Here is a 23,204-nt window from a genome sequence, read left to right as displayed (position 1 = left end):
GTTGTTTTTAAAATACAAAAATGATAGAATAGACAAAATAATCCATTTTAAGGAGAATTGCTCATGGAAGTACAAACCACCCAATCGTTCTATACCTTTACAACCGAAACACCTGAGCTTCTCTTTGACGGCATCGCCTGCTTTCAGGCAGACGCCTCCCTGACCCCGCGCTACCTGAACCCCAGTCTCATGGATTTTCTGGGACTGAGCGTCCTGCCAGGCTCCCTCGCGGCCTATATGGAGAAGGAAGACCTGCCAGCCTTTAAAGCGTTCCTGAACCGCCTGAAGCCTGGCGAGACCGCGCATGCCCGCCAGAGGCTGACAGACCGCAGCGGCACTCCCACCTGGGTCTGCGCCTCCTGCCAGCAGGTCTCAAAGCCCGAGGACGCCCCTGCCCTTATCCTCTGCCAGTTTGCCGACCTGCGGTACCTGAAGCGCACCCAGACCGAGAGCTACGCCGACCAGGTGCCCTGCGGCGTTTTTAAGGCCATGGTAGACGACCGCCTGACCCTGCTGTACGCCAACGCCTTTTTCTATGAGACCTACGGCTACACCCGCGAAACGGCTGAGGCCGCAGGCTTTTCAAACTGCGAGCTCATCGTGCCGCCCGAGGATTTTAAGCGCGTGCACAGCGAGATTACAGGCCATATCACCGCAGGGCAGTATTCCTTCGAGCTTGAAAACCGGGGCCGCACCATCGGGGGCGCGACCCTCTGGGTGCTGGTCCGCTGCCAGTACAACCCGTCGGACAACACCCTGTTCGGCGCTGTGTTCGACATCACCGACCGCAAGACCGCCGAGGAGGCCCTGCGCATCAGCGAGGAGGAAAACCGTATCGCCCTGCGCCACTCCGATAAGTTTATCGCCCGGTACGATCTGCGCACCCATACCCTGTTCCAGACCGAGGAGGCCGCCCAGCTGTTAGGGCAGAAAACCGTGACCGAAAACGTGCCCGACTCGGTGATCCAGGGCCTCGACATCGCGGACGAGACCACCGCCGACTACCTCCGGTTTTACCGGGACATGCTGGCCGGACAGCCCGAGGGCCATACCTCGGTCAGGATGTTCGCCCCAGACCAGAACCGCTACGTCTGGTATATCGCGGATTACTCCCTGGTCTACAGCGACGGCGGCGAGCCCATCACCGCCATCATCACTTACTCGGACAGCACCGAGCTGCACGAGCGCGAGATCGCCTATGAGCGGTGGTTTACCGCCTACGAACAGCGCCGCAAGGACAGCATCGCCTACTACGAGTTCAATCTGTCCGCCGATGTGCTCGAGACCTTTGAGGGGCAGACCAAGGACAGCATTCCCGAGGACTGCCAGCAGACCCTGGAAGCCCTCACCCACTACACCAGCGAGCACTTTGTCCTGCCCGAGGACCGGAAAAAATACCGGCGCTTTTTTGGCCGCGGCCGCCTGCTGGAGCTGCACCGCCAGGGAACCAGCGAGCTGAGCCTGGAGCACCGCCGCCTGCGTCCGTCCGGCGACGGCTTTTTCTGGGCCAGAGCCGACGTGCAGATGATCGACGACCCCTTTGTGGGCGCAGTGCGCTTTTTCGCCCTCATCCAGGACATTGACAGCAGCAAGCGGCGCTCCCTGGAGCTGCGCAAGCTCTCCCAGACCGACCCGCTCACCGGGCTCTATAACCGGGCCACCCTCATCAAGCGCCTTGGCCGCGTGCTGCGCCGGGGCACCGCGGCTCACCACGCCCTCATCATTCTAGACATCGACCATTTCAAGTCCCTCAACGACACCTGCGGCCACCAGTTCGGCGACAGGGTTCTCATCGAGGTGGCTGGCGCCCTGAGAGACTGCCTGCGCAGCAATGACTTCTCCGGGCGACTGGGCGGCGACGAGTTCATGATCTTTATGCGCGGCCTGTCCGACACCGCCATTATCAGAGACCGCCTGAACGTGCTCAGAGAACGGCTCTGCCATCTGGGTCTGACCGAAGCTCCGCTCACTGTCAGCATCGGGGTCGCCCTTTTCCCCAGCCACGGCAGAAGCTTCCAGGAGCTTTACGATAAAGCCGACAGCGCCCTCTACCAGGCCAAGCGCCAGGGGCGCGACACCATGGTATTTTACGAATAAGCCGTTATCTGGCGGCTTTAAGGCTGTCAGACAACCTCAAGAGACGAAGCCTTTTACCTAAGAAAGAAAAAGATGTCCTGCGGGCACTGCCTCACACCAGGATCTTCTTCTCTAACGTTGACGCTTTATATTATCAGTGTCCGGCTGTCCCGTTAAAGCAGTACGATTCTTGGCCGTTTATCGCAGCGCCTGGACTCTTTTTCTTATCTGGATAAAAGGCGCAGTCTCGAACATTGCCGCCTCTTTGACAGTCTGTAAACTACAATTTAAGGGCTTTCCCCCTGCACTCGATTCAATAAAAAGGAAAAACCTATGAAAAAAGACGCTCTGCTTAAAACCAATCTCTTCATCTGTGTGATCATTGTTCTGGGGTTCGCGGTGGCCTCCTATGTCAGCTACCACTCCAACAACGGCATCTTCAAAAAAGACGTGGAGCATATCTCCTCCCTCACCTCAGAGGGCATCTATTACCAGATCGACGCCATTTTCACCAAGCCCATCAACATCTCCCTGACCATGGCCAACGACCACCTGCTCAAGGAATTCCTGAACGAGGAGGCCGCGCGGGGCGACGAGGACGACTTTGTCCAGACCATGCAAAACTACCTGTACGGCTACAAGCAAAAGTACAGCTACGACTCCGTCTTTCTCGTCTCCGCCCAGACCAGCCGCTACTACCACTTTAACGGCATCGACCGCACCCTGGCCCCCGGCAACCCCGAGAACGACTGGTACTATTCCTTCCTGAACGGCCGGGAGGACACTGGCCTCAACATCGACAACGACGAGGCCGCCCAGAACGAGGTGACCGTGTTCATCAACTGCAAGATCAAGGGCGACGATGGGTCTGTGCTGGGCGTGGTGGGCGTTGGCTTCAAGGTCGATTCCCTCCAGGGCATCTTTCGGAATTACGAGAACCAGTTCGGCATCAAGGCCTACCTCATCGACGCGGACGGCACCATCCAGATCTCCACCGACCAGACCGGCTTCGAGCCCTCCAGCCTTTTTGATATTGACGGCTGCGCGGTCTTTGAGGACAAGGCCTTTCCCGCGCCCGATGCCGAGAACGCCTTCTGGTACCGCCAGGACGGCCACGAGGGCTACGGCGTGGCCCGGTACGTGCCCAGCCTTAAATGGTACCTCATGATCGACAACGACACCACCGCCTGGCGGAATAAAACCATTGTCCAGCTGAGCGTCGGCGTCTTGGTCATCGCCCTGGTCACCGCCACCGTCCTCCTTGTCATTACCCGGGTCATAAGACGCTACAACGCCCAGATCGTGGGCCTGACCCTGGAGCGTGAGAAGAAGCACAGCGCCATTTTCAAGGAAGAGACCGAAAAAATCTACGAGAACATCTACGAGATCGACATCACCCACAACCGCGCTGCCAGCGCGGCCACCCACCAGTATTTTGAGAGCCTGGGCGTGCCCGAGGACACCGCCGCCTACGACGACGCCCTTGCGATCATTGCCGAAAAGCAGATTAAAGAAGATTACCGCGACGGCTACCTGTCCACCTTCGGCCCCCAGCAGGTTCTCAGGGCCTACGAGCTGGGCATCGAAAACCTGCGCTACGAGTTTATGATCACCAAGGACGGCCAGCACTATTACTGGATGCGCATCACAGCGCGCATTTTCTTCTGGGAGGAGGACCAGTCTGTGCGCATGTTTGTGTACCGCCAGAACATCGACGAGGAGAAAAAGCGGGAGCAGTACATGTACGAAAAGATGAAGCGGGATTCCCTCACCGGCCTCTACCACAAGGTGGGCACCCAGGAGCAGATCGACCGCGCCCTGGCCGCGCAGCCCGAAAAAACCTACGCTTTCTTTATTCTGGACATCGACGACTTCAAGGACGTCAACGATACCTGCGGCCACGCCATGGGCGACCTGGTCATCTCACGCTTCGCCTCTGTGCTCAAGGCCCAGTTCCGCGAGGACGACATTGTCGGCCGTATCGGCGGCGACGAGTTTGCCGCCTTTGTGCCGGTGCCCTCGCCCGAATACGCCAGACAGAAAGCCGAAAGCCTGGTGGCCGCCCTGCACATAAGCTACGAAGGCGGCAGGCAGATCACCGCCAGCGTGGGCGCCTCCCTGGCGCCCCGGGACGGCCATGACTTCGCCGCCCTGTACCAAAAAGCCGACAGCGCCCTGTACGACGTCAAGGCCCAGGGAAAGGATGGGTTTAAGCTGTACTAAATGAAAACAGGAGACGAATTCTTCGTCCCCTCCTGCTCAGAGTGTTGAAAAGCAAGCTTTGAATGGAAAATGCAGAATGGAGAATTGAGAATTACAGGAACAAAATGCTAACGCATTTTGATTAGACGCGGCCTGCGGCCGCAGCTTAAATCGCTTGAGCCTTGGCGAAAGCGTTCCGGCATTCTCCATTCTCCATTTTCAATTCTCCATTCATACCACCTTTCACTTTTGCTTTGCAGCTCACGACCGACTTTGTCGACATCCTGAGATGGAGACGAATTCTTTGTCCCCCTTGCTTTTTTAGATTATAATTGTAAAATATATTTTCCCATGATATAATGATTAAAATTTCTGATGAATAAGGAGAGAGGAAATGAAAAAATTACTGGCTTGCCTGCTCACAGCCCTGCTGCTTTTCAGTGGCACGCCCATTGCCCTGGCCCAGAGCGTCACAGACGCTGAGGCTGCTAAACCGAATCATTATACCGAAGGCGAGGCCATTGTCTGCCTGAAGCCTGAAAGTCTGAGCCGTGACGCCGGGTCTTCCCTGCTGGCGGACATGGACGTGCTCATGACGCTTGACAGTGCGCCCAGAGTTGAAAACGCTGACAATATACAGTCTTACCGAGCCGCAGAGATGGCCGGTATTATCGGCCTGGTGCGCGCAGACGGGCTGTCCACCGAGGCCCTTATCGACGCCCTCAGCCAAAACGACAGGGTGCTCTACGCAGAGCCTAACTATGTCTTTAACGTGGCCGGGGCGGACAGCCCATCTGCTGACATCACCAGCTATAAGGACTTGACCGCCTACCAGTGGGCCTATAACAATCAGGGCGCCATGGGCGGCCGCGCCGGCATGGACATGGGCATTGAGGGCTGGGATAAGACGCCCGAAGCCAGCTGGGACAGCGTCGTCGTAGCGGTGCTGGACACTGGTATCGACTATACCCACCCCGATCTCGCGCCCAGCATCTGGACAAGACCCGAGGGCATGCGCCTGGACGGCGGGACCTACGGCTACAATTCTGCCGGGACCACCATGGCCGGCGACCCCTACGACGAGACCGACCCCATGGACGACATGAGCCACGGCACCCACTGCGCAGGCATTATCGCTTCGGGCTGGAACGGCCACGGCACCAGCGGCGCATCCGGAAACGCCCAGCTGATGGCCGTTAAGGCTGGCAACGACGGCGGGGGTTTTTCCTCTGCCTCCATCCTGAAGGGCTACGCTTACATCAAAGCCGCCTGCCAGAACGGCGTCAACGTCGTGGCAGTCAACAACTCCTGGGGCGGCCAGTACAGCGGCATCGCGCTTAACGAGGCGATCACCCAGGTGGGTGAGCTGGGCGTTGTCAGTGTCTTTGCCTCAGGCAACGAGTTCACCAACTGCGACGAAAACAGCACCACCGTCTGGGGGCTCAAAAGCAATCCCTACGTCATTGCTGTCAACGCCCTGGACAGTCAGGGTGAGATGGCTTATTTTAGCAACTACGGCCCCCGGAGCACAGACATCGCCGCCCCGGGCGTTAACATCCTGTCCACTTATCCTATGTCCATGGCGCGCTACTGTGCAAGGCTGTCCACCGACGCGGATAATCTGCGCTACAACAGCTTCGAGGACAGTGGTCAAAACGGCTTTAGCTTTAAAAAGCTCTACCAAAACCAGGACATGGAAATCGTTTCAGGCACATTTGCCCGGGACGGCGTCGCCAGCTTAAAGCTTACCACTGGCGCCGCTGAAGTAAACGGCAGCACTCTGGACGTCGCCGGCCTGGAGAGCGAGCCGGTCGACCTGTCCGCACTTGCAGAGAAGCCCGCTTTCCTGTCGCTGCCTGCTGTCACACCAATCCGGGACGGGCTCTCACCGGACAGCACCACGCTGGTTGTCAGCGCCGCGGTAAAAACAGTTGAAAACACGTTCCTCCCTCTGTACAACGCCACAGAGCCCGATAAACCGCTGGCCCAGAGCCACGCCGGCCTTTGGAGTGATAACGCCTTTATTCTGCCGGATAACACCGACTGGGCGGATTTCACGCTGCGTATCGAAGCCAATATCTTTGATACCAGTGACCAGCAGAACCCATCCTCCCTTTCCGGCGAAATCTATCTGGACGCCCTGGGGATCGGCAGCGCGCTGCTCCCCTACGCGGACAGCTCTGGCACTTCCATGGCCGCCCCGGCCGTCACAGGTGAGGTGGCTATCCTGGCTGCCCGCTATCCTGAGGACAGCTCTGCCAAACGGGCCGCGCGCGTTATCGGCAGCGCCGTATGGGCGCAGAACCTGGAAGGCACCTCTGTCTCTGGCGGTTACGCCAGCCTGAAGAACGTCAGCCAGCCCGCGCCGGTGCTCAACCGGGCGCTTCCCGGTTCCGGTGAAAACGAGCTGGTCATCGACGGTTACTTCTTCGGCGATTCCCCGGGCGCCCTGGCCATTGAAAAAAGCGATCTACCCGCTGAAAATATCCTTGACTGGAGCGATACCCAGATCCGTGTCCGTCTGCCCGAGGGCTTTACCGGCGGGGAAAAAACCGTGACGGTCACCCAGAAGGCCGACGGCGGAAGCGCCCTCTCAGGCCACCAGAGCTTTGAGCTCTTTGACAGCAATGTCTTCTATGAAAACAGCCTGCCCCTGCCCGACCCCAAGGCACAGCACAGCTTCTACGACATGACTGCCCAGAGCCTGACCGCTTTGAACGGGAAGCTCTACTATCTGGGCACGCTGGATGACACCCACTCCCAGGTCTGGCGCTACGATATCCAGTCCAGGGAATGGACACAGCTCGAAACTGAAAACAGCGAAGCCTTTATCCCGTCCGACGCCACCTGCACCTGGAACGGGAAGCTGGTGACCACAGCCCTGCGCTCAGACAACAATCATTTCTGCCTGGCACTCTACACACCCGAGACCAACCGCTGGGAATTATTTGAGCACCCGGCACTCAGCAGCCTGCTGGGCGCCAGCGTCGCCACCAGCGGCGACACCCTCGTGGTGGCTGGCGGCATGGACTTCAGCATTCTCTCCGACACGCTGCCCGCCGCTTCCCTGAACGCCCTGCGCGCCCAGGCGGCCAGCGGCGCAGACCCCGAAGCCCTGTCCCAAAGCCTGAGCGGCGCCATCGGCGAAACCACTGTGGATCAGTCCACGCTGGATTTTGACAAGCTTTTTGTCCGGGACATTTACACCATCCGTCCCGATAAGAACTCCCTGGAAAAATCCGGCGAGCTGGCCGGCGGGCGGGCCTTCGGCAAAACCGCCTACACCCAGGGCGACGGCCTTTACATGGCTTCGGGCTATCAGTGGGACAAAGCGGCCGGCGCCATGACTGCCAACAACACCCTTGAACACCTGAAAGACGGCCGCTCTGCCGTTATCCTGAAAGACATCCTGCCGACCACAAGCAGCGCCAAGCCGGAGTATGTCAGCGGCACACTCCGGGACGGCATGCTCCTGGCTGGCTCCCAGGGCAAGGTGGACGGCGATCTTTACGACACCTGGCAGCTGGGCTTTTCAAGCGGCAAGGGCTTTACGCCAGTCCCTAAGCGCATGGGCGGCGATTTGATTCTGGAGCTCACCGGCACCGCCTACAACGGTCAGTTCTACGTGCTGGGCAGCTCACCAAGCACCCAGAGCGAAATGCTTTTCCGGTCAACCGCAGTGGAAACCATCCCGCAGGCCGGCGAACAGAGGCTTCCGGAAGCCCCGGTTACACCAGCCGGTCCGGACACTCCGGACCCTGCCGCTCCCAACGCCAGCACCGGTATCCTGTCCGGGCCAGGCGCCCTGGCAGCCTGCGCCGCACTGTTGGCCGCAATGCTGGTGATGGTGTTCATGGTTAGAAAACGTACACGTTAGAAAAAAGACGCCCTGCCTTTTTATCCATAAAATCCAAAACACAAAAAAGCTCCCCTCACGGGGGAGCCTTTTTTTGTGGCCACAGGCCGCATTTCATCAAATCTGACGGCGGCCAGATCTGCACCAGAACTTATCCACTGTCAACGATCAATTATCAGCTAAAAAATCCTCTGTCTGACGCTTCGCCGCTTCACAATAAATTTCATCAGCCCTCCAGCTCTGGATAATCTTTCAGGAAAACGTCGATGGCGGCCTTGATCTTCTCACAGCCGCCTGCCTCGTCAGACTCGATGTTCAGCGGGATGATGGGATCGTGGAGGGACATGCGCATCAGGCACCAGCCGTTGCCGGCGTCCTTTTCGCAGTTGACGCGGATCCCCTCAAAGTTAGGCTCCACAATACTCCAGCCGGGCTGTTCCTCCGCGAATTTCCGGAAGCCGTCTAACACCTCCTGGCCGTAGGCCTTAAAGTCCTCAGCCCCGATCTTAAAACGGTATTCCTTCGCCTCAGCAGGCTCCTTGAGATCCTTTAAGAACACAGAGAGCGGCTTGCCGGCTTTGTGCAGCTGGGCGAACTTGATGAGCGCCATGGTGACCAGGTATGCGCCGTCGTCCAGGAAGTAGTTTTCCCGGATGGCACCGTGGCCGCTGGTTTCCATGGCCAGGTGGGTTTCCACGCCGTGTTCGTTCAGGCGGACCGCCTCGTTAATGACGTTCTTGTAACCGCGCTTAAAGCGGTGGTGATGTCCGCCGAGGCTCTCGATGTACTCGGTGAGTCCGGTGGAGGTCACAGAGTCGGTGACAATGGTGGTACCCGGGTATTTTTCCAGCAGCATGCTGGCAATAAAAGCGATAAAGCCGTTGCGGTTGATGGCGTCGCCCTTTTCGTCGATAACGGCAGAGCGGTCCACGTCGGTGTCAAAGATAATGCCCATATCCGCCTGGTTGTCGATGACGGCCCGGCGGATCGCGTCGATGGCGTCCTGATCCTCGGGATTGGGGATGTGGTTCGGGAAGTGGCCGTCCGGGTCCAGGAACTGGCTGCCCCGGGTATCGGCGCCCAGCGGGGCCAGCACACCCTCCGCAAAAAAGCCGCCCGCGCCGTTGCCCGCGTCCACGATAATGTGCGCGCCCTGAAGAGGGGTTTCCTCCCCGGTAGCCTCGCGGATCATGCGCACGATGTTGGCCGCGTACCTGGGAATAAAGGCGCAGTCCTCACGCTTGCCGCCGATTTTAAACTCGGTGACAATGGTTTCGGCCTGCTCGAGGATCTCGGCGATGTCCTCCTTGTTCAGGCCGCCGTCTTTGGTAAACAGCTTGATGCCGTTTCGGTTAAAGGGCAGGTGGCTGGCGGTGATCATGACCGCGCCGTCGCAGTCCATCTCCGGGTCCAGGGTGGTCATGAACATGGCCGGCGTGGTGGCGATACCGCAGTCGTACACATGGCCGCCGTCCGATACCAGGCCCAGGCAGACCGCCTGCGCCAGGTTCGGCCCGGTCAGGCGGCTGTCGCGGCCCACTGCCACGCTCAGGCTGTCCTTTCCGGTTTTCACCTTCAGCCACTTGCTGAAGGCGTAGGCAATCTTCATGGCCATGTCCTGGGTCAGGGTGATGTGCTCACCCTCAACCCCCTCCATGGCAACCCCGCGGATATCTGAGCCGTTCTGAAGCTTGGTGATGTTTTGTATTTCCATAGTTCCCTCCGGTTAAATATGATAAGAATCGTTCGCTTTATCCATCAGAGTGGATAATTAATAGTTGATAGTTGATAATTTAGGAACAAATCCGCAACGCGGATTTGATTCAATTCAAAATGCCTCTGGCATTTTGTTCAATAACTATCCACTACACACTGTCCACTATCAACTAGTCTGATCAGTCTACAATTGGTTTTCCGTCGGCGTCCACCTGGTTGGTGGCCAGGGTGGCGCACATGACAGCCTTGATGGTGTGCATGCGGTTTTCGGCTTCGTCAAAAACCTTGGAGGCCGGGCTTCTGAACACCTCGTCGGTGACCTCCTGCTCGGTCAGGCCAAAGCGCGCGTACACGTCCTGTGCCACATCGGTGTTCAGGTCGTGGAAGGACGGCAGGCAGTGGAGAAAGATCACATCCGGGTTGCCGGTGGCTTCCATCATTTCAGCGTTGACCTGATACGGTTTTAAGAGCTGGATGCGCTCGGCCATCTGGTCCTCCTCGCCCATGGAGACCCACACGTCGGTGTAGATGGCGTCCGCGCCCTTCACACCCGTCTTAATGTCGTCGGTCAGGGTGATGGTGCCGCCGGTTTCTTCACAGATAGCGCGCATTTCCTGAACCAGGCTTTCTTCCGGGAACAGCACCTCGGGCGCGACGGCCACAAAGTGCATGCCCAGCTTGGCGCAGCCAATCATCAGGGAGTTGCCCATATTGTTGCGGGCATCGCCCACATAGACCAGGCGGCGGCCAGCCAGCGCGCCGAAGTTCTCCCGCATGGTGAGCATATCGGCTAAAATCTGGGTGGGGTGGTAGGTGTCGGTCAGGCCGTTCCATACTGGCACGCCGGAGAACTCGGCCAGGGCTTCCACGGTTTCCTGCTTAAAGCCGCGGAACTCGATGCCGTCGTAAAAGCGGCCCAGCACCTTGGCGGTATCCTCGATGGATTCCTTTTTGCCCATCTGGCTGTTGGTCAGGAAGGTCACGCAGGCTCCCTCGTCAAAGCCGGCGACCTCGAAGGCGCAGCGGGTGCGGGTGGATGTTTTCTCGAACAGCAGCACGATGTTCTTGCCAGCCAGCAGCCGGCCCGGGCGTCCTTCTTTTTTCTTTTTCTTCAGCGCAGCGGCATAGTCAAGCATAAAGTTTATTTCTTCTGGCGTAAAATCCTTTAATGTCAGGAAGCTACGGCCCTTTAAATCAATCCCCATGGGAATTCCTCCTCATTTTTCGTCATTATTTGACTTTATTTTACCCTAACCACCGCGTTTAAGCAATGCTTTATCGTTTGCAGGTGTGGAACCTCAGGCGTGTCCCCCCAAAATGCGGTAAAAACAAGACGTTATCGGTAAAAAGCTTGTCTGGATATTAATGGTGACTTATAATCAAATATAAGTGACCAAACACTTATAATATTTTATCAAGGGAGTAAACAATGAAAGGTAAAACTTATTTGAAGGTTACCGGTATCCTGATGCTGATCGGCGGTATCCTGGGGCTCGTATCCTATGGACTGCTCAGCCTGCTCATGGGCTATGCGGTGATCGACCAGGGCGCTGGCGGCGGTGGTATCTCTGTAACCATGATCGCAGTGATCTATATGATCGCCTCTATTATTCAGCTGCTCGCGGGCGTAATGGGCATCCGCGGCTGCAACAAAGCGGATAAGGCGGACGGATGCTTTAAAATCGGTATTGTCGTCTTAATTATTTCCATCCTCGCCGCCATCGTGAACATGGCTGGCGCGGGCTTTGCCGCCTCCTCCGTTATCTACGCGCTTCTCGGTCTGGTCGTTCCAGGCTTATACATTTACGGCGCCAAGCTGAACAGGGATTCTCTGCCAATCGCTTAGGCTGTTTTCCGCCTGTATTAAAAAAACCGCTGTGGCTTACGCCACAGTGGTTTTTTATTGTCAGTTACGTTTTTTAAGGATCAGTACGGACCCGCCTGCCAGCGCTGCCAGCAGTACCAGTGACAGACCCGCGCCTGCGGGCGTCCCGGTCGAGGGGTTGCCCGGGGGAGTACCAGTGGTGGTACTGGTGGTGGTGTCTCCGCCTGCGCCGCTCTGGGTCAGCGTGATTTTCACCAGCGCACTGCTGCTCGCAATATGGGCTTTTTCCTGGCCGTCCCGGTTGTAGAACGCACGCACGTAATAGGTGCCCGCCGCGGGAGTCTGGGCGATGTTTTTGCCCTCTGCGTCGGTGTAGGCTTCAAAGCTCAGCAGGCCGCTGTCCTGGTCAAGCTTGATAACCCGGCCGTCCTTATCCCTGACGGTGGTGGCCTTGACCATGTCTTTGTCCAGGCTCTGGGTATCGGACACATCATAACTGCCCTTGAGGGCTGAAGCGTTGATCTCTGTGGTGGTGGGCATCATCAGGGTGTAGGTGTAGGAGACGCTGGTAAACTGAAGGTCCTGAGCCTGGTGGGCGTCATTCGGGGTGAAGGCGACACTCAGGATGTAGGTTCCCGGCTCGGTGGGCGCCTGCTCTAACTGTTTATCATCCTCTGTGCTGTAATACTCCAGACTGATCTCGCCCTTATCCCAGGCGATGTTCTGATAACCGTCCGGGTCGAGGTAGGTCACGAGGATGGCCTTATCCTTTGCCAGCAGGGCCTGCAGAGCGTCGTTGGACTCAAAGTAATTGGCGTTCGAGTCCCAGCTCAGCCCGTCGATCCGGACGCCGGTGGCCACCCCGCCAATGGTAAAGGGACTACTGGTGACCGCGTCATAGTAGAAACCGCTGGTATCTTCGACAGTGACCTGTGCGGTCTTACCGATATCCGCCTTGGTCAGCTTCAGGGTATCACCGTTGACGGTGGCGGTTGCGCCGTCTTTATCGGTGAGGGTCCAAGTGGTGTTAAGCTTCAGCAGCACGGCATCGATGCCCTCCGCTGGCCTGAAGTCCGCGCGCACACTGCCCTGGGAGACGGAAATCTCAGATGGGAAGCTCACGAAATCGCCTTTCAGCTCAGCTCTTGTGATCCAGAAGGAAGCTGCGCCTGAGCTGCCGCGGGTAAGGGTCTGGGTATCGCGGTTTTCCTCGCCGGCGTAGCTCACGTTGAGCGAGTAATCCCCCGGAATGGTCGGCGGCGTCTCAAGCACGTCCGAATAGTGGGTGTAAGTCGTGGTCAGCTTGTCGGCAGCCGGTGTGATCACCTTGCCCTCCTCGTCTGTCACCGTGATGGTAACCTTGCCGAGCCCGCCCTCAGCCTGCGGGTCTCTGCCAGTGTAAGGGTAATTATCATGCTCGACCCTGACCGACACAATGGTGTTTGTCACTCTGGCGGTTTCCAGTTTGCCGTTCTTAAGATAGGGCGCGTAGGTTTGAGCGTCCTTATTCTCCTCTAACTGGTAGCAAAAGCAGTTGGCCGTCTCCGCGCTCAGCGCACCCGATGCCGCCTCGGCCAGAACGGCTGGGTTGTTAAATACTAAAGGATAGGCCATATAAACCCTGCTGACCACGCTGCTGTCAAAATCCTCAGCGAGGATGATGGGGTTTTTAGCGAGCATGATGTACGCAATATCGGTTTTCCCGGACAGGGTAAACTGGGCGGTGAGTATGTCGTTTAACAGGTTATCGACCGACGAGTCGCTGATCAGCAGAGCCGAACCGCGGTTTTGAATCGTGCCGACAGACGAGCCGTTTATCCGCACGTTTGGGCTGAGGTTCGCAATGGCATACACCTGGCAGCCGTCAAAAGAAGCGCTATTCTCAGTTAAGATACCCACAATTGGCAGGGTCGCGCCCGTGGCTTTCAGTGCCGCGTTGTCTGAAACGTCTACGATCACCGGATTCTCCCCGTCTGATGTTCCGGTGACCGCGGCATCTGTAATGTTCAGCGCCGCATTGTTTGCCGCGTTAATACTGCAGTTTTCCAGCGCCACGCCAGCTTTCAGGTTTAAGACGCTGTCCATCCTGGCATTGATGACGCCGCCGATCTCTTCCGGCGCTGTCAGGGTGATGCTGTGGCCCGCGCCGTCAATGGTCAGCTGATTTTCATCATAAAGGGTGAAAAACGATCTCGATGATGTGTCTTCACTTAAACTCACCGTATAATCGCCGTCCGCCGTCAGGGTCACGTTGCCGTGCACCACAATGGTATCCTTCACCACAGCATCCCCGGTTAAGGTAATGGTTGCGGTCTGGCCATCCTGTATGGCCGCGAAGGCTTCCTCAAGGGTACCATAGGTGACGTCCGCGCCTGTCTGGCGGCTCTGGGCGCCAGTTGTCACGGTGCACACAGGTGTTCCTGCCGCAGGGGCCTCATCGGCCTTCTTTTCAGCCGCAGGGGCTTTCTCCTCCGCGGGCGTTTCAGCTGCCGGGGTTTCTGCCTCAGCGCCCCTGGCTAAAGCGTCCTCCACACGCTGCAGCAGGCCGCTGTCCGCGTCCGGCACAGCAAAATCGGCCGTTCGCGCGGCTGGTACCGCTTCTGTATTCTGACTTTCTGCCACCTGCGCTGTGGCGGCCGCAGGGACTGTTTCCGCAAGGACCGGAACGCTTGAGCAGACCAGCGCCGCCGGGATAACCACCGCTGACAAAACGCCTCTGAAACGCTCTCTGATTTTCTTTTTCATTTTTACCTCCCATGTCTTTCCCTTATCTAAGGAAAACTATGAATTCACTTCTATTTTAACATGTATCACAGGCGTAAAAATTCAAGAAAGCTTCAAGAATATTTGCCACTAAAAAAAGAGGACGGCTCCATACGTCCTCTTTAAAAGCGCTATTGTGCGTCGTCCACCTTTAAGGCGTGAAAGATGTTGGAAGTGTCCACGCTCTGGGACAGGTCCAGGGTCACGCTGACGCGGGCGCCAACCTGGTAATTCTGGCTGTTGACCTCCGCGTTCATGGTCTCAAAGGTAATCTCTGTGTTGTCGTCTGTGGTCAGGTCCAGGGTGTTCATGGAAGCGGACGCGATCACACCGGTAATGACTGACCGGTCGCCGGCGTTCAGCGCTGAATCGCTCACACTCAGCACCACCACTGTTTCATAAGCCTGAAGGTCGCCGGTATAGGTAACGGTGACCTCATTGCCCGTCAAAATGCCGTTGGCGTAATCGTGCTGCGCGTCGGTCACGTTCAGCGGGTAATCGGCGCCGTTGGCGAAAACAACGAGCTCTCCGTCCGCGTAGCTCACCACGTAACCGGTGAGGGTCTTGACCTCAGGCGCTGGTGTGGGTTCTGGCGTTGGCTCAGGTGTTGGGTCTGGAGCCGGGGCCGGGGTCGGTTCTGGCGTCGGCTCTGGCGTTGGGGCCGGGATGGGATCGGGCGCTGGCGCAGGCGTCGGGGCCGGGGTCGGCTTTGGCGTTGGCTGCGCGCTTGGCTGGGCCGGCTGGCTCGGACTTGGCTGCGGCTTGGCCGGCGCGGGCTGACTGGGAGCAGCGGGCTGGGTGGTGGTCAGATACTTGGAATAGACAAAGGCGTCTTTTCCGTTGTAGTTCACTCTGGACCAGCCATTATCACACACGCCTGTGCGGGTGATCTCATTGCCGGGTGCCAGGTCGCCCAGCACGTTGGAATCCGTAGTGTAGGACTCCCGCACATGTACGGTGTCTGTGGCCCATACCTTTTCGTCCGCGGCCTTGATTGCCACCTTGTCCAGCTCCTGTGCTTTCTTGATGTTCTCGTCATTGTCCACAATCTCGAGAACCTTGACGCCGGCGGCATCGTTTCCGCTCAGCTCGCCCACGTATTTTACCTGTACCCAGTTGCCGTTTTCGATGCCGTTCTTATAAACCTGCTTAGCTCCGGCGGTGGTAAAGGTATACTCTGATCCGTCCGGTTCTTTGAGCGTCAGCGAGTGCTGGGTCAGGTTCTGGACTGTTCCCACCATCGTCTGTTCTTTCGGCGCGGCGGAGCCGTTGTCCTTGATCTCGGTCACTGTGACGCCGCTGGTGTCCGTACCCTCGATGGCGCCGTCGTATAAAACGGTGATGCTGTCGCCGGACAGCATGTTTTTGCAGCTGACCGTCGCCTTTGAAAGGTCAAAGGTCAGCTCGCTTTTATCGCCCCTTGTCATCACCAGTACTCCGGACGAGTAGCTTTTGAGCACGCCGTCCACACTGCCTGTGCCCGCAGTCCCCTGCGGGGCGTTATCTGTTTTGGCGCAGGCCGTAAAGGATACCGCTAAAAGTACGCTTAATAAAATCCCAAGGATTTTTGTCTTTTTCACTTCTTTTTCTCCTTTTATGCGATCCTCCTTCCATACCTGACCCTATTATATAACAGAATTAGATTTACGGCTACCGCTTTGGGCCCGAAAAAAACCGCAGATCCTCATATCTGCGGTTTTTACTGATTTTTACAGTTTATTACGGTTAAGGGAAAGCCGTATCTCCTGGCATTCATTTGACCTGAGCCCCTCCCACGTGCTATGATTAAGCTAACAACACACGAAAGGAGTGTCCTTTATGCCGCTTTTAAAAGAAAACGAACATTTCCAAAAAGTTACCCTCGAGGAATTCGACGCGCTGCCCATGGATGAGCAGCATCTCTATGAACTCATTGACGATATGGTGCTGATGATGCCCCGTCCCGGCGTACTTCATCAGAGTATTCTCTTTAATCTCTCGGTTTCCCTCGCACCTTTTTTCAAAGGCAAAACCTGCCGCCCCTTTTCGGAGCTGGAGGTCCGTCTGAACAAAGACATCTTCGTGCCGGACATCAGTATCCTCTGCGACCCGGAAAAGTTTTCGGAGCAGCGCTATGAGGGCGCGCCGACCATCGCGGTGGAAATTCTGAGCTCCGGCTCCATGCGCACCGACCTCTTTGTAAAGCTCAACAAGTATCAGCTGGCAGGTGTGCAGGAATACTGGATTGTCAGCCCAAAGTCAAAAACCGTTATTGTCCATACCTTCACAAAAGGTGCGGTCAACGAGTATACCCTTGAGGATACGCTGACCTCCGGTATTTTTGAGGACCTTAAAATCCCGCTGCGCGATATTTTCCCAAAAGCGCCGTAAAACACAGCGCTTCAGGACGTTGGCAAAGTCGGTCATGAGCGGCAAAGAGAAAGCTTGAAGCCCTTTGGGTTGAAGGTTGAAAGTGGAAAGTTATGGAACGTTTTCGCTGACGCAAAAACGACTGGAACAGCGGCTGCAGGCCGCATTCAATCAAATCGGCCAAGGGCTGATTTGCTCCTGAACTTTCAACTTTCCACTATCCACTTTCAACTTCAAAAGCCTCTTCTTGACGCTTCATCGCTTCGTGTTAAAGTTTGTCGACACTCTAAAGCGCCCCAAAACACGGCGCTTTTTTATTTCACCGGGTCGCGGTTAAGGGGCATGGTCATACACCGCGGGCCCCCACGGCCCCGCACCAGCTCGGAGGCCTCGATGCTGATCACGTCGATGCCATTCTGGGCCAGCACCTCGTTGGAGCGCTCGTTGCGCCCGTAGGCCACGATCACCCCAGGCGCGATGGCCAGGGTATTGGTGCTGTCGTTCCACTGCTCTCTGGCCGCGGCCACCGGATTGCCGCCGCCGCTCTCAATGAGCTTTATGCTGGTGAGGTTCAGGGCGCGCCTCAGGGCGTCGTGCAGGCTGTCAATGCGCTCGTAGCGCAGATGCCCCTTGCTGCCCCGGCGGATCATCACCGTTTCCACACGGTCCAGAATGCCGGGATACACCGTAAATTTGTCGTAATCCACCATGGTAAAGACGGTGTCCAGATGCATGAAAGCCCGGTCCTTTGGAATCTTGACGGCCAGCACGCCCTCGAGCTCCGGCTTGTCCTCAAACAGGCGTTTTGCCAGCTCCTCAACCCCCTGCACCTGGGTGCGCTCGCTGCAGCCCACAGCCACCACGGTGGGGCTCAGGATCAGGATATCGCCGCCCTCTACGGAGAAAAACTTATCATACTCATAGTAAGCTTTCCCGCCGCAGGAGGCAAACAGGGGATGATTTTTATAAATATAGTGCATATACAGGCTTTCCCGCTTGCGCACCTCGGTGGCCATGGCGCTGATGCTCATGCCGTCGCCGATGGTGACCGCCGGGTCGCGCATAAAGTACAGGTTGGGCAGCGGATTCATGTAAAAGGCGTAGGGCTCAGACTCGTTGATATAATCCGAGAGCACCCGCTCCCGCTCCACATGGTCCAGCTCCTTCTGGAGCACCCCGGCGATCAGCGATTCCGCCAGCTTGCAGTCCTCCATGGAAAGCAGGTATTCCTGCAAAAACCCATCGATGTAGTTCCCCGAGGAGGGGTTCTGGTCGATGACGTCGTGCACCAGGCTTTTTCGCACCTCTGCGTCGGCCAGAATATCGGTCAGCAGCTGCTCCACATAATACACATGGATACCGCGCCCGGTGAGCACCCTCGCGAAGGCGTCATGCTCCTCCTGCATGCGCCGCAGCCACGGGATATCCTCGAAAAGAACCTCCTTGAGGACGTTGGGCACAATGCGCTCAAGCTCCTTGCCCGGCCGGTGCAGAAGGACCGCGTTCAGCTTTCCAATCTCCGACTGTATACTCAGTAGCTTTTCTTCCATTCACTTATTCTCCAATCTTTATCTGGACAGCCAGCGCCATCCGGTATCCTGCCTGAAACGGCATATAGTTCTATTATACCCCTTTTGGCTTAAAGTTAGAACAAATAAAACGGCGCCCTCGCAGATGGATGTCATAAAATTTAACATCCGCCTGCGAGGGCGCCGTCTGTAGGCTTTCAACTGCCAAAATTTGGCATCAAAAAAGAAGAATACGCGATTCTTCCCCTTCGTTTGAGCTTATGCGGGTTTAATCAGAATGTCAGTGGGATTCTTAGTAGCTGAAAGCGCCTTCGACTTCGTCTACTAACGCAATTTTAACGCTTTTTGTGAGGACATCGGAATATGAGAAGGATAATCTCTGAGTCGGTCGTTTATCTTCCTTTACGCTGACGGTAAAGATGCTTGGGTAAGTCCCTTCAATAACGCCTTCTTTTTGATAGAGCTTTTTCTTGCTCTTATGGGCTTCCAGTTTTACTCTTTTTCCACGATAGTTTTCAACCTCACGCTTGACGTCCATAATTGTCGCTTTTTGTTTCTGCATGAACTTCACCTCGTTTGTGGATTTACATCTTAGTCATTATAACACGATTCCTCCAAAAAGTAAAGTATAATTATAGCAGTCTTAATTATCATTGTCAATATGTAAATGCACTTTTTGTTTTCAAAATGTTTCTCGTTTACATTCGCGTCTATATGTTGTGTAATGGTTTTACAAAATAACCGGATGTAGAAACCAGCCCAGCCCTAAACCCGTTTTTTAACACAAATGTTTTTATGCTTCTTTTTCACCTTATCTGTTAAAAGTCCGAACTGTTTTATCCCGCAAACCATATGACTATTTTTTTAATTTTTGAACAAAATTTCATTTTTGCCCCCATTTCGCTTGTAAAAACAAGTCTTTTAATCTATAATAGAGGTTAAAGGACACTTTTTGTTCATCGTCTAAGGATTAAACAGACGATCAATTTGAAAAACGCATTGGAGATAAAGACAATGAACACAGATCAGCGCTTATTACAGGCAATTGCCAAGCTATATTATGAAGAGGGGCGGACTCAGTCCGAAATCGCCACCCAGTTCAGCATTTCCCGTCCCAAGGTGTCGAGAAAGCTGGCGGAAGCGCGGGAACGGGGCATCGTCAAGATTTTCATCGACGACGCCATCGACGATATCAGCGAGATGGAGCAGCAGCTCTTAACCGCTTTTCACCTCAAGGGCGCCCGCGTGGCCTCTGTGCCCGAGGACGATGTGGAGCTGGCCATCCAGCTCACCGCCCGCCTGGGCGCGCAGTTTCTTCCGACCTTTCTGAACCCGGGCGACCATATTGGCGTGAACTGGGGCTGGACGCTCTTTGAGCTCTCAAAGGAATTTCCGGCCTTTTCCCTGCCGGACTGCTCCCTGGTCCAGCTCTCCGGGGCAGTCGACAATGCCAACTGCCGCAGCTTCGCCCACGAGATCATCAGCAACCTGTCACAGAAGCTGGGCGCCGAGAGCGCTTTCTGCCTGCCCTGCCCGGCGCTGGTGGAAAGCCCGATTATCCTCGATATCCTCCTGCACGACGCCAAGGTCCGCAGCCTGCTGGAACGGGTGGAGGACTGCAACAAGCTCTTTGTCAACATCGCGACCCCGGACGAGGATTCCTGCCTCTATCAGGCCGGATACCTGAACGATGACAACATCGCCAGGCTGAGAGACGTGGAGGCTGTTGGCAGTATCTGCAGCCGTTTCTTTGATAAAGACGGCAATATCTGTGATCCCGAGCTGGATAAGCGTACGGTCGGTGTCTCCCTGGACGCCATTAAAAACGCCGAATGTGTGCTGGCCTGCATCGTCGGCCGCCAAAAGGCCAGGGCGGTTTACTATGCCCTGAAAGCCGGCTGGATCGACGTGCTGGTCACCGACTCCCTGACCGCGGCGCGGGTTATTGACCTGGCGCGGCGCGAGGGCGTGCTGTAAATAAAAAAGAACGGCTTCTCAGGTCCGTTCTTTTTTAATGCGCACTCACCGCAGGGTTCCCTTTGAGCCCCAGTGGTCCAGCTCCAGAATATTGAAATAGATCTGGGCTTTACTGTATCCGAGCCGTCGCTCAAACACCTCGAACAGCGCTTCAGTATACTGTTTTAAAAAGGGTTTGGGCGTTTCCTGGTACAGGCGCGTCTCCATAAAGGCGCAGCCGGCGGGCTGGCCGCCGCGGTACAAATCACAGCCATCGTGAATCTCAACCATGGCCCGGTCTCCGGGCTTATCTGGCAGCAGTGGAATAACGGCCGCGATTTCTGCGGCCAGCGCCTGCTTTTCCTCGCAGGTTATCTTCTTAGAAAGACTGATCTTAATGTAAGGCATTTCTTCCTCCTTGTTCTCTATGATGGGCCATGAGCACGCCGCTCCCCAGCGGAATGCCCAGCTGGCCTGAAAGCACCTCGCACTTGGACCGGAACAGGTAAAAAATCTTCTCTGGGAAAGCCTCGCTGCCAAAATCGCTCTCGTAATTCGCCAGCCCCTTTGAGATAATCATATCCGCGGCCAGCAGGTTCTCAAGGGCGCTTTCCGACAGGCAGGCGGCGTGAATGCCGATCGTGTCGGACCCAGTGTCCAGAATATCAGCCTCGCGGTCCAGCCCGGCCGTCAGGGCGTCCTGCCTCAAAGCGTCGTTGTAAATGGGGCCGCCTTTTACCAGTACGGTGGCCCTGACCCCGGGCAGGCCCTTTTGACGCCGCCAGCGCTGTATTTCCTCCAGCAGCAGACGGTCGAGCACAATCTCCCCCGCGTTGTCTGCCGCCAGCGTCAGGGTTCTGGCCGCTGCCAGCCGCCGGGTAAAAAGCCCGAAGTCATCGATGGCAAAGGGCGCCGCCATACTTTTTTCAAGGGCGCCGGCCACGTCAAAGTCATCGGCAAAGGACACGTCCACAATATTGCCGCTGGCAGCTGCCTTCAGGGCGCAGTGCAGCGGGTTCTCCCCTGCTCTCACAGCCTCCCGGACAGCGGGCAGGAGCTCCAGCATCTGCGCGTTCTGGCTCTCTCTCGCGCCCTTTAGCGGGTCCGGGTCTCCCAGAGCCTCACAGAGAAGCCGAAACATGCGCGAGCCGGAAATACCGGCGTGAATGTCGATGCTCTGGCCGCTCACCAGGGCCACTTCCTTTCTCAAAATGTCATTCTGCTGCTCGGCGGAAAGGCCAAACAGCTCAAACTGCCGCAGCAGAAACCCCAGCTGGCACCTTGCCAGACATAGAAAATGCATTGTGTGCTCCTTTCTGAGTAAAAAACCGGCTTTGGGAAAAGCCGGTTTCTCTTATAAGTTATAGAGGGTTACGATCCCGGGATTATCCCTGGAAGCCGTGTTTTTTGAGGAACTCGGTCCGGGCTTCCCAGGCCGGGAACAGCGCGTAAGGGATCGCCTTGTAGACCTCGTACAGGTCGGCGTAGATGCTTACGTTCTCCGCAATGGGCTCGTAGACGCGTTCCACCTTGCAGAAGGCCTCGGAGGCTTCCTGCCAGCTGCCGAAATAGCCGGCTGCCAGTGCCGCGTTCCAGGCGACACCCTTGGCGCCGAACTCGGTGCCGCCGGGCAGGCTGATGGGCGCGTTGCAGATGTCCGCAAAAATCTGGCACCACACCGGGCTCTTGGAGCCGCCGCCGGACAGGCGGATATCGCTCACCGGATAGGTGTAGGCGTCCAGGCAGTGCTTGTTGGCAAAGGCCATGCCCTCGTACACGGCGCGCTGCATGACGTGGCGGTCGCTGTGGAGGTTCAGCCCGAAGAAGTTGCCCCTGGCGTTGGTATTGGTAAAGGGCGCGCGTTCTCCCGCCGCGTTCATATAAGGATGGTAGATGGCGCCGTCACAGCCCGGGTTCACCTTGTCGATCACCTCGTCAAAGAGGGCGTACACGCTGCGGCCTTCCTTTTCGGCCTGCAGCTTATCCGCGCAGGTAAAGTTGTTCACAAACCAGTCGCTGTTCGGCGTGCCGGTCAGCGGCGCGATGAGCTGCTGCCATTTACCCGGTATGTTGTGGATGGTCTGGCAGCCCAGCATGGGTGAGTGGGCAAACTTCGGCATGGTCAGCATGATGACGCCAGAGGTTCCCAGAATAATATTGGCCTGTCCGTCGTCCACCGCGCCGACGCCGGCGCTGCAGCAGACAACATCCCAGCCAATAGAGGCCACCGGCGTGCCGGCTGCCAGCCCGGTCTGCTGCGCAGCCTTTTCGGTGACATGGCCGCAGATTTCCCAGGGCTCCTGCAGCGGCAGGAATTTATCCTTCAGGTCGAGGATCCCCTCAATCTCCATGACTTTGTCGCTGTAGGTGCGGGTCTCATCGATCTGGGAGTAAAAATCTGTAGCGTTTGAGCCGAATTCGCCGGTCAGGTTGTAGCACATCCAGTTGGTATTCAGGCAGAAGTGGGCTGTCCGTTCCAGCACCTCGGGCTCATGGGCCTTCATCCAGGGCAGCAGGATGCCTACGTCGCCGGTCATCAGCCAGTTGGCAGTCGCGCCAAAAATCTGCTCCATCTTGCCGCTCTCGATCCATTCCCGGGTCATGCCGGCGCAGCGGGCGTCGTTCCAGAGAATCCCCTTGCGGGCAGGACGGTTGTCCTTATCCAGGAAGCAGACGCCCACACCCTTTCCGCCGAGCCCGATGGCCAGCACTTCCTTCTTGTCCACGCCGCATTTTCCCATGAGGTCGCTGATAACGCTGGCGACCTCCTTCCAGTCCACGTCCATGTCGAATTCTGACCAGCCAAAGTACGGTTCCTCCACAGGGGTCGACCGTGAGGCGACGCAGATTTCATTCCCCTGCATATCAAACAAAGCGGCCTTTACCATAGATGTCCCCGAATCAATTCCAATGATATAACCAGTTTTCATCG

General features: G+C 56.7%; 15 protein-coding genes. 6 read left to right on the top strand and 9 right to left on the bottom strand.

The window, feature by feature from the left end; all coding sequences use genetic code 11:
• Positions 1-63: 63 nt before the first annotated feature.
• The 3 genes from CPZ25_RS15335 (at position 64) to CPZ25_RS15325 (ending at position 8,155) form a co-directional block, all read left to right on the top strand.
• Positions 64-2,097, top strand: coding sequence for a sensor domain-containing diguanylate cyclase (locus tag CPZ25_RS15335; RefSeq protein ID WP_096919184.1), 2,034 nt, complete (start codon positions 64-66; stop codon positions 2,095-2,097).
• A gap of 312 nt (positions 2,098-2,409) precedes the next feature.
• Positions 2,410-4,299, top strand: a complete 1,890-nt coding sequence (locus CPZ25_RS15330) for a sensor domain-containing diguanylate cyclase (protein WP_096919183.1) — start codon at positions 2,410-2,412, stop codon at positions 4,297-4,299.
• 373 nt (positions 4,300-4,672) lie between these two features.
• Positions 4,673-8,155 (top strand): S8 family serine peptidase, encoded by a 3,483-nt coding sequence (locus CPZ25_RS15325; protein ID WP_096919182.1) that lies wholly within the window; start codon positions 4,673-4,675, stop codon positions 8,153-8,155.
• Positions 8,156-8,360: 205 nt separating this feature from the next.
• Here the strand turns inward: CPZ25_RS15325 and CPZ25_RS15320 are convergent, their stop codons facing one another.
• Together CPZ25_RS15320 and argF are read right to left on the bottom strand one after the other, a co-directional pair.
• On the bottom strand, positions 8,361-9,848 hold the full coding sequence (locus CPZ25_RS15320; RefSeq protein WP_074617411.1) for a phosphohexomutase domain-containing protein: 1,488 nt from the start codon (positions 9,846-9,848) through the stop codon (positions 8,361-8,363).
• Positions 9,849-10,029: 181 nt separating this feature from the next.
• The gene (gene argF / locus CPZ25_RS15315; protein ID WP_058695915.1) at positions 10,030-11,055 is read right to left on the bottom strand and encodes an ornithine carbamoyltransferase; all 1,026 of its coding nucleotides are present in this window, start codon (positions 11,053-11,055) and stop codon (positions 10,030-10,032) included.
• Positions 11,056-11,279: 224 nt separating this feature from the next.
• Here argF and CPZ25_RS15310 point away from each other — a divergent pair, with 224 nt between their 5' ends.
• Complete coding sequence (locus CPZ25_RS15310; protein ID WP_096919181.1) at positions 11,280-11,696, top strand: hypothetical protein; 417 nt, start codon at positions 11,280-11,282, stop codon at positions 11,694-11,696.
• Between the two features lie 60 nt (positions 11,697-11,756).
• Here the strand turns inward: CPZ25_RS15310 and CPZ25_RS20705 are convergent, their stop codons facing one another.
• Positions 11,757-14,420 (bottom strand): hypothetical protein, encoded by a 2,664-nt coding sequence (locus CPZ25_RS20705; RefSeq protein WP_096919180.1) that lies wholly within the window; start codon positions 14,418-14,420, stop codon positions 11,757-11,759.
• A gap of 149 nt (positions 14,421-14,569) precedes the next feature.
• Complete coding sequence (locus CPZ25_RS15300) at positions 14,570-16,018, bottom strand: SH3 domain-containing protein (RefSeq protein WP_096919179.1); 1,449 nt, start codon at positions 16,016-16,018, stop codon at positions 14,570-14,572.
• 238 nt (positions 16,019-16,256) lie between these two features.
• Here CPZ25_RS15300 and CPZ25_RS15295 point away from each other — a divergent pair, with 238 nt between their 5' ends.
• On the top strand, positions 16,257-16,808 hold the full coding sequence (locus CPZ25_RS15295) for a Uma2 family endonuclease (protein WP_096919178.1): 552 nt from the start codon (positions 16,257-16,259) through the stop codon (positions 16,806-16,808).
• Between the two features lie 293 nt (positions 16,809-17,101).
• Here the strand turns inward: CPZ25_RS15295 and CPZ25_RS15290 are convergent, their stop codons facing one another.
• Complete coding sequence (locus CPZ25_RS15290; RefSeq protein ID WP_096919177.1) at positions 17,102-18,337, bottom strand: arginine deiminase; 1,236 nt, start codon at positions 18,335-18,337, stop codon at positions 17,102-17,104.
• 271 nt (positions 18,338-18,608) lie between these two features.
• Positions 18,609-18,878 (bottom strand): Veg family protein, encoded by a 270-nt coding sequence (locus tag CPZ25_RS15285; RefSeq protein WP_013378925.1) that lies wholly within the window; start codon positions 18,876-18,878, stop codon positions 18,609-18,611.
• A 452-nt stretch (positions 18,879-19,330) separates the two neighbouring features.
• Here CPZ25_RS15285 and CPZ25_RS15280 point away from each other — a divergent pair, with 452 nt between their 5' ends.
• Positions 19,331-20,293 (top strand): sugar-binding transcriptional regulator, encoded by a 963-nt coding sequence (locus CPZ25_RS15280; RefSeq protein WP_096919176.1) that lies wholly within the window; start codon positions 19,331-19,333, stop codon positions 20,291-20,293.
• 45 nt (positions 20,294-20,338) lie between these two features.
• Here CPZ25_RS15280 and CPZ25_RS15275 read toward each other — a convergent pair whose 3' ends face one another.
• From CPZ25_RS15275 to CPZ25_RS15265, 3 genes are all read right to left on the bottom strand, one after another.
• Positions 20,339-20,680 (bottom strand): tautomerase family protein, encoded by a 342-nt coding sequence (locus CPZ25_RS15275; RefSeq protein ID WP_096919175.1) that lies wholly within the window; start codon positions 20,678-20,680, stop codon positions 20,339-20,341.
• Positions 20,667-21,575, bottom strand: a complete 909-nt coding sequence (locus CPZ25_RS15270; RefSeq protein WP_096919174.1) for a damage-control phosphatase ARMT1 family protein — start codon at positions 21,573-21,575, stop codon at positions 20,667-20,669. The genes CPZ25_RS15275 and CPZ25_RS15270 overlap by 14 nt, the downstream gene beginning before the upstream one ends.
• A gap of 82 nt (positions 21,576-21,657) precedes the next feature.
• Positions 21,658-23,202, bottom strand: a complete 1,545-nt coding sequence (locus CPZ25_RS15265; RefSeq protein WP_096919173.1) for an FGGY-family carbohydrate kinase — start codon at positions 23,200-23,202, stop codon at positions 21,658-21,660.
• Positions 23,203-23,204 lie beyond the last annotated feature (2 nt).

The organism is Eubacterium maltosivorans, from assembly GCF_002441855.2.
Lineage (GTDB): Bacteria > Bacillota > Clostridia > Eubacteriales > Eubacteriaceae > Eubacterium > Eubacterium maltosivorans.
The sequence above is the reverse complement of the archived record's forward strand: the minus strand, read 5'-3'. Positions and strand labels throughout refer to the sequence as shown.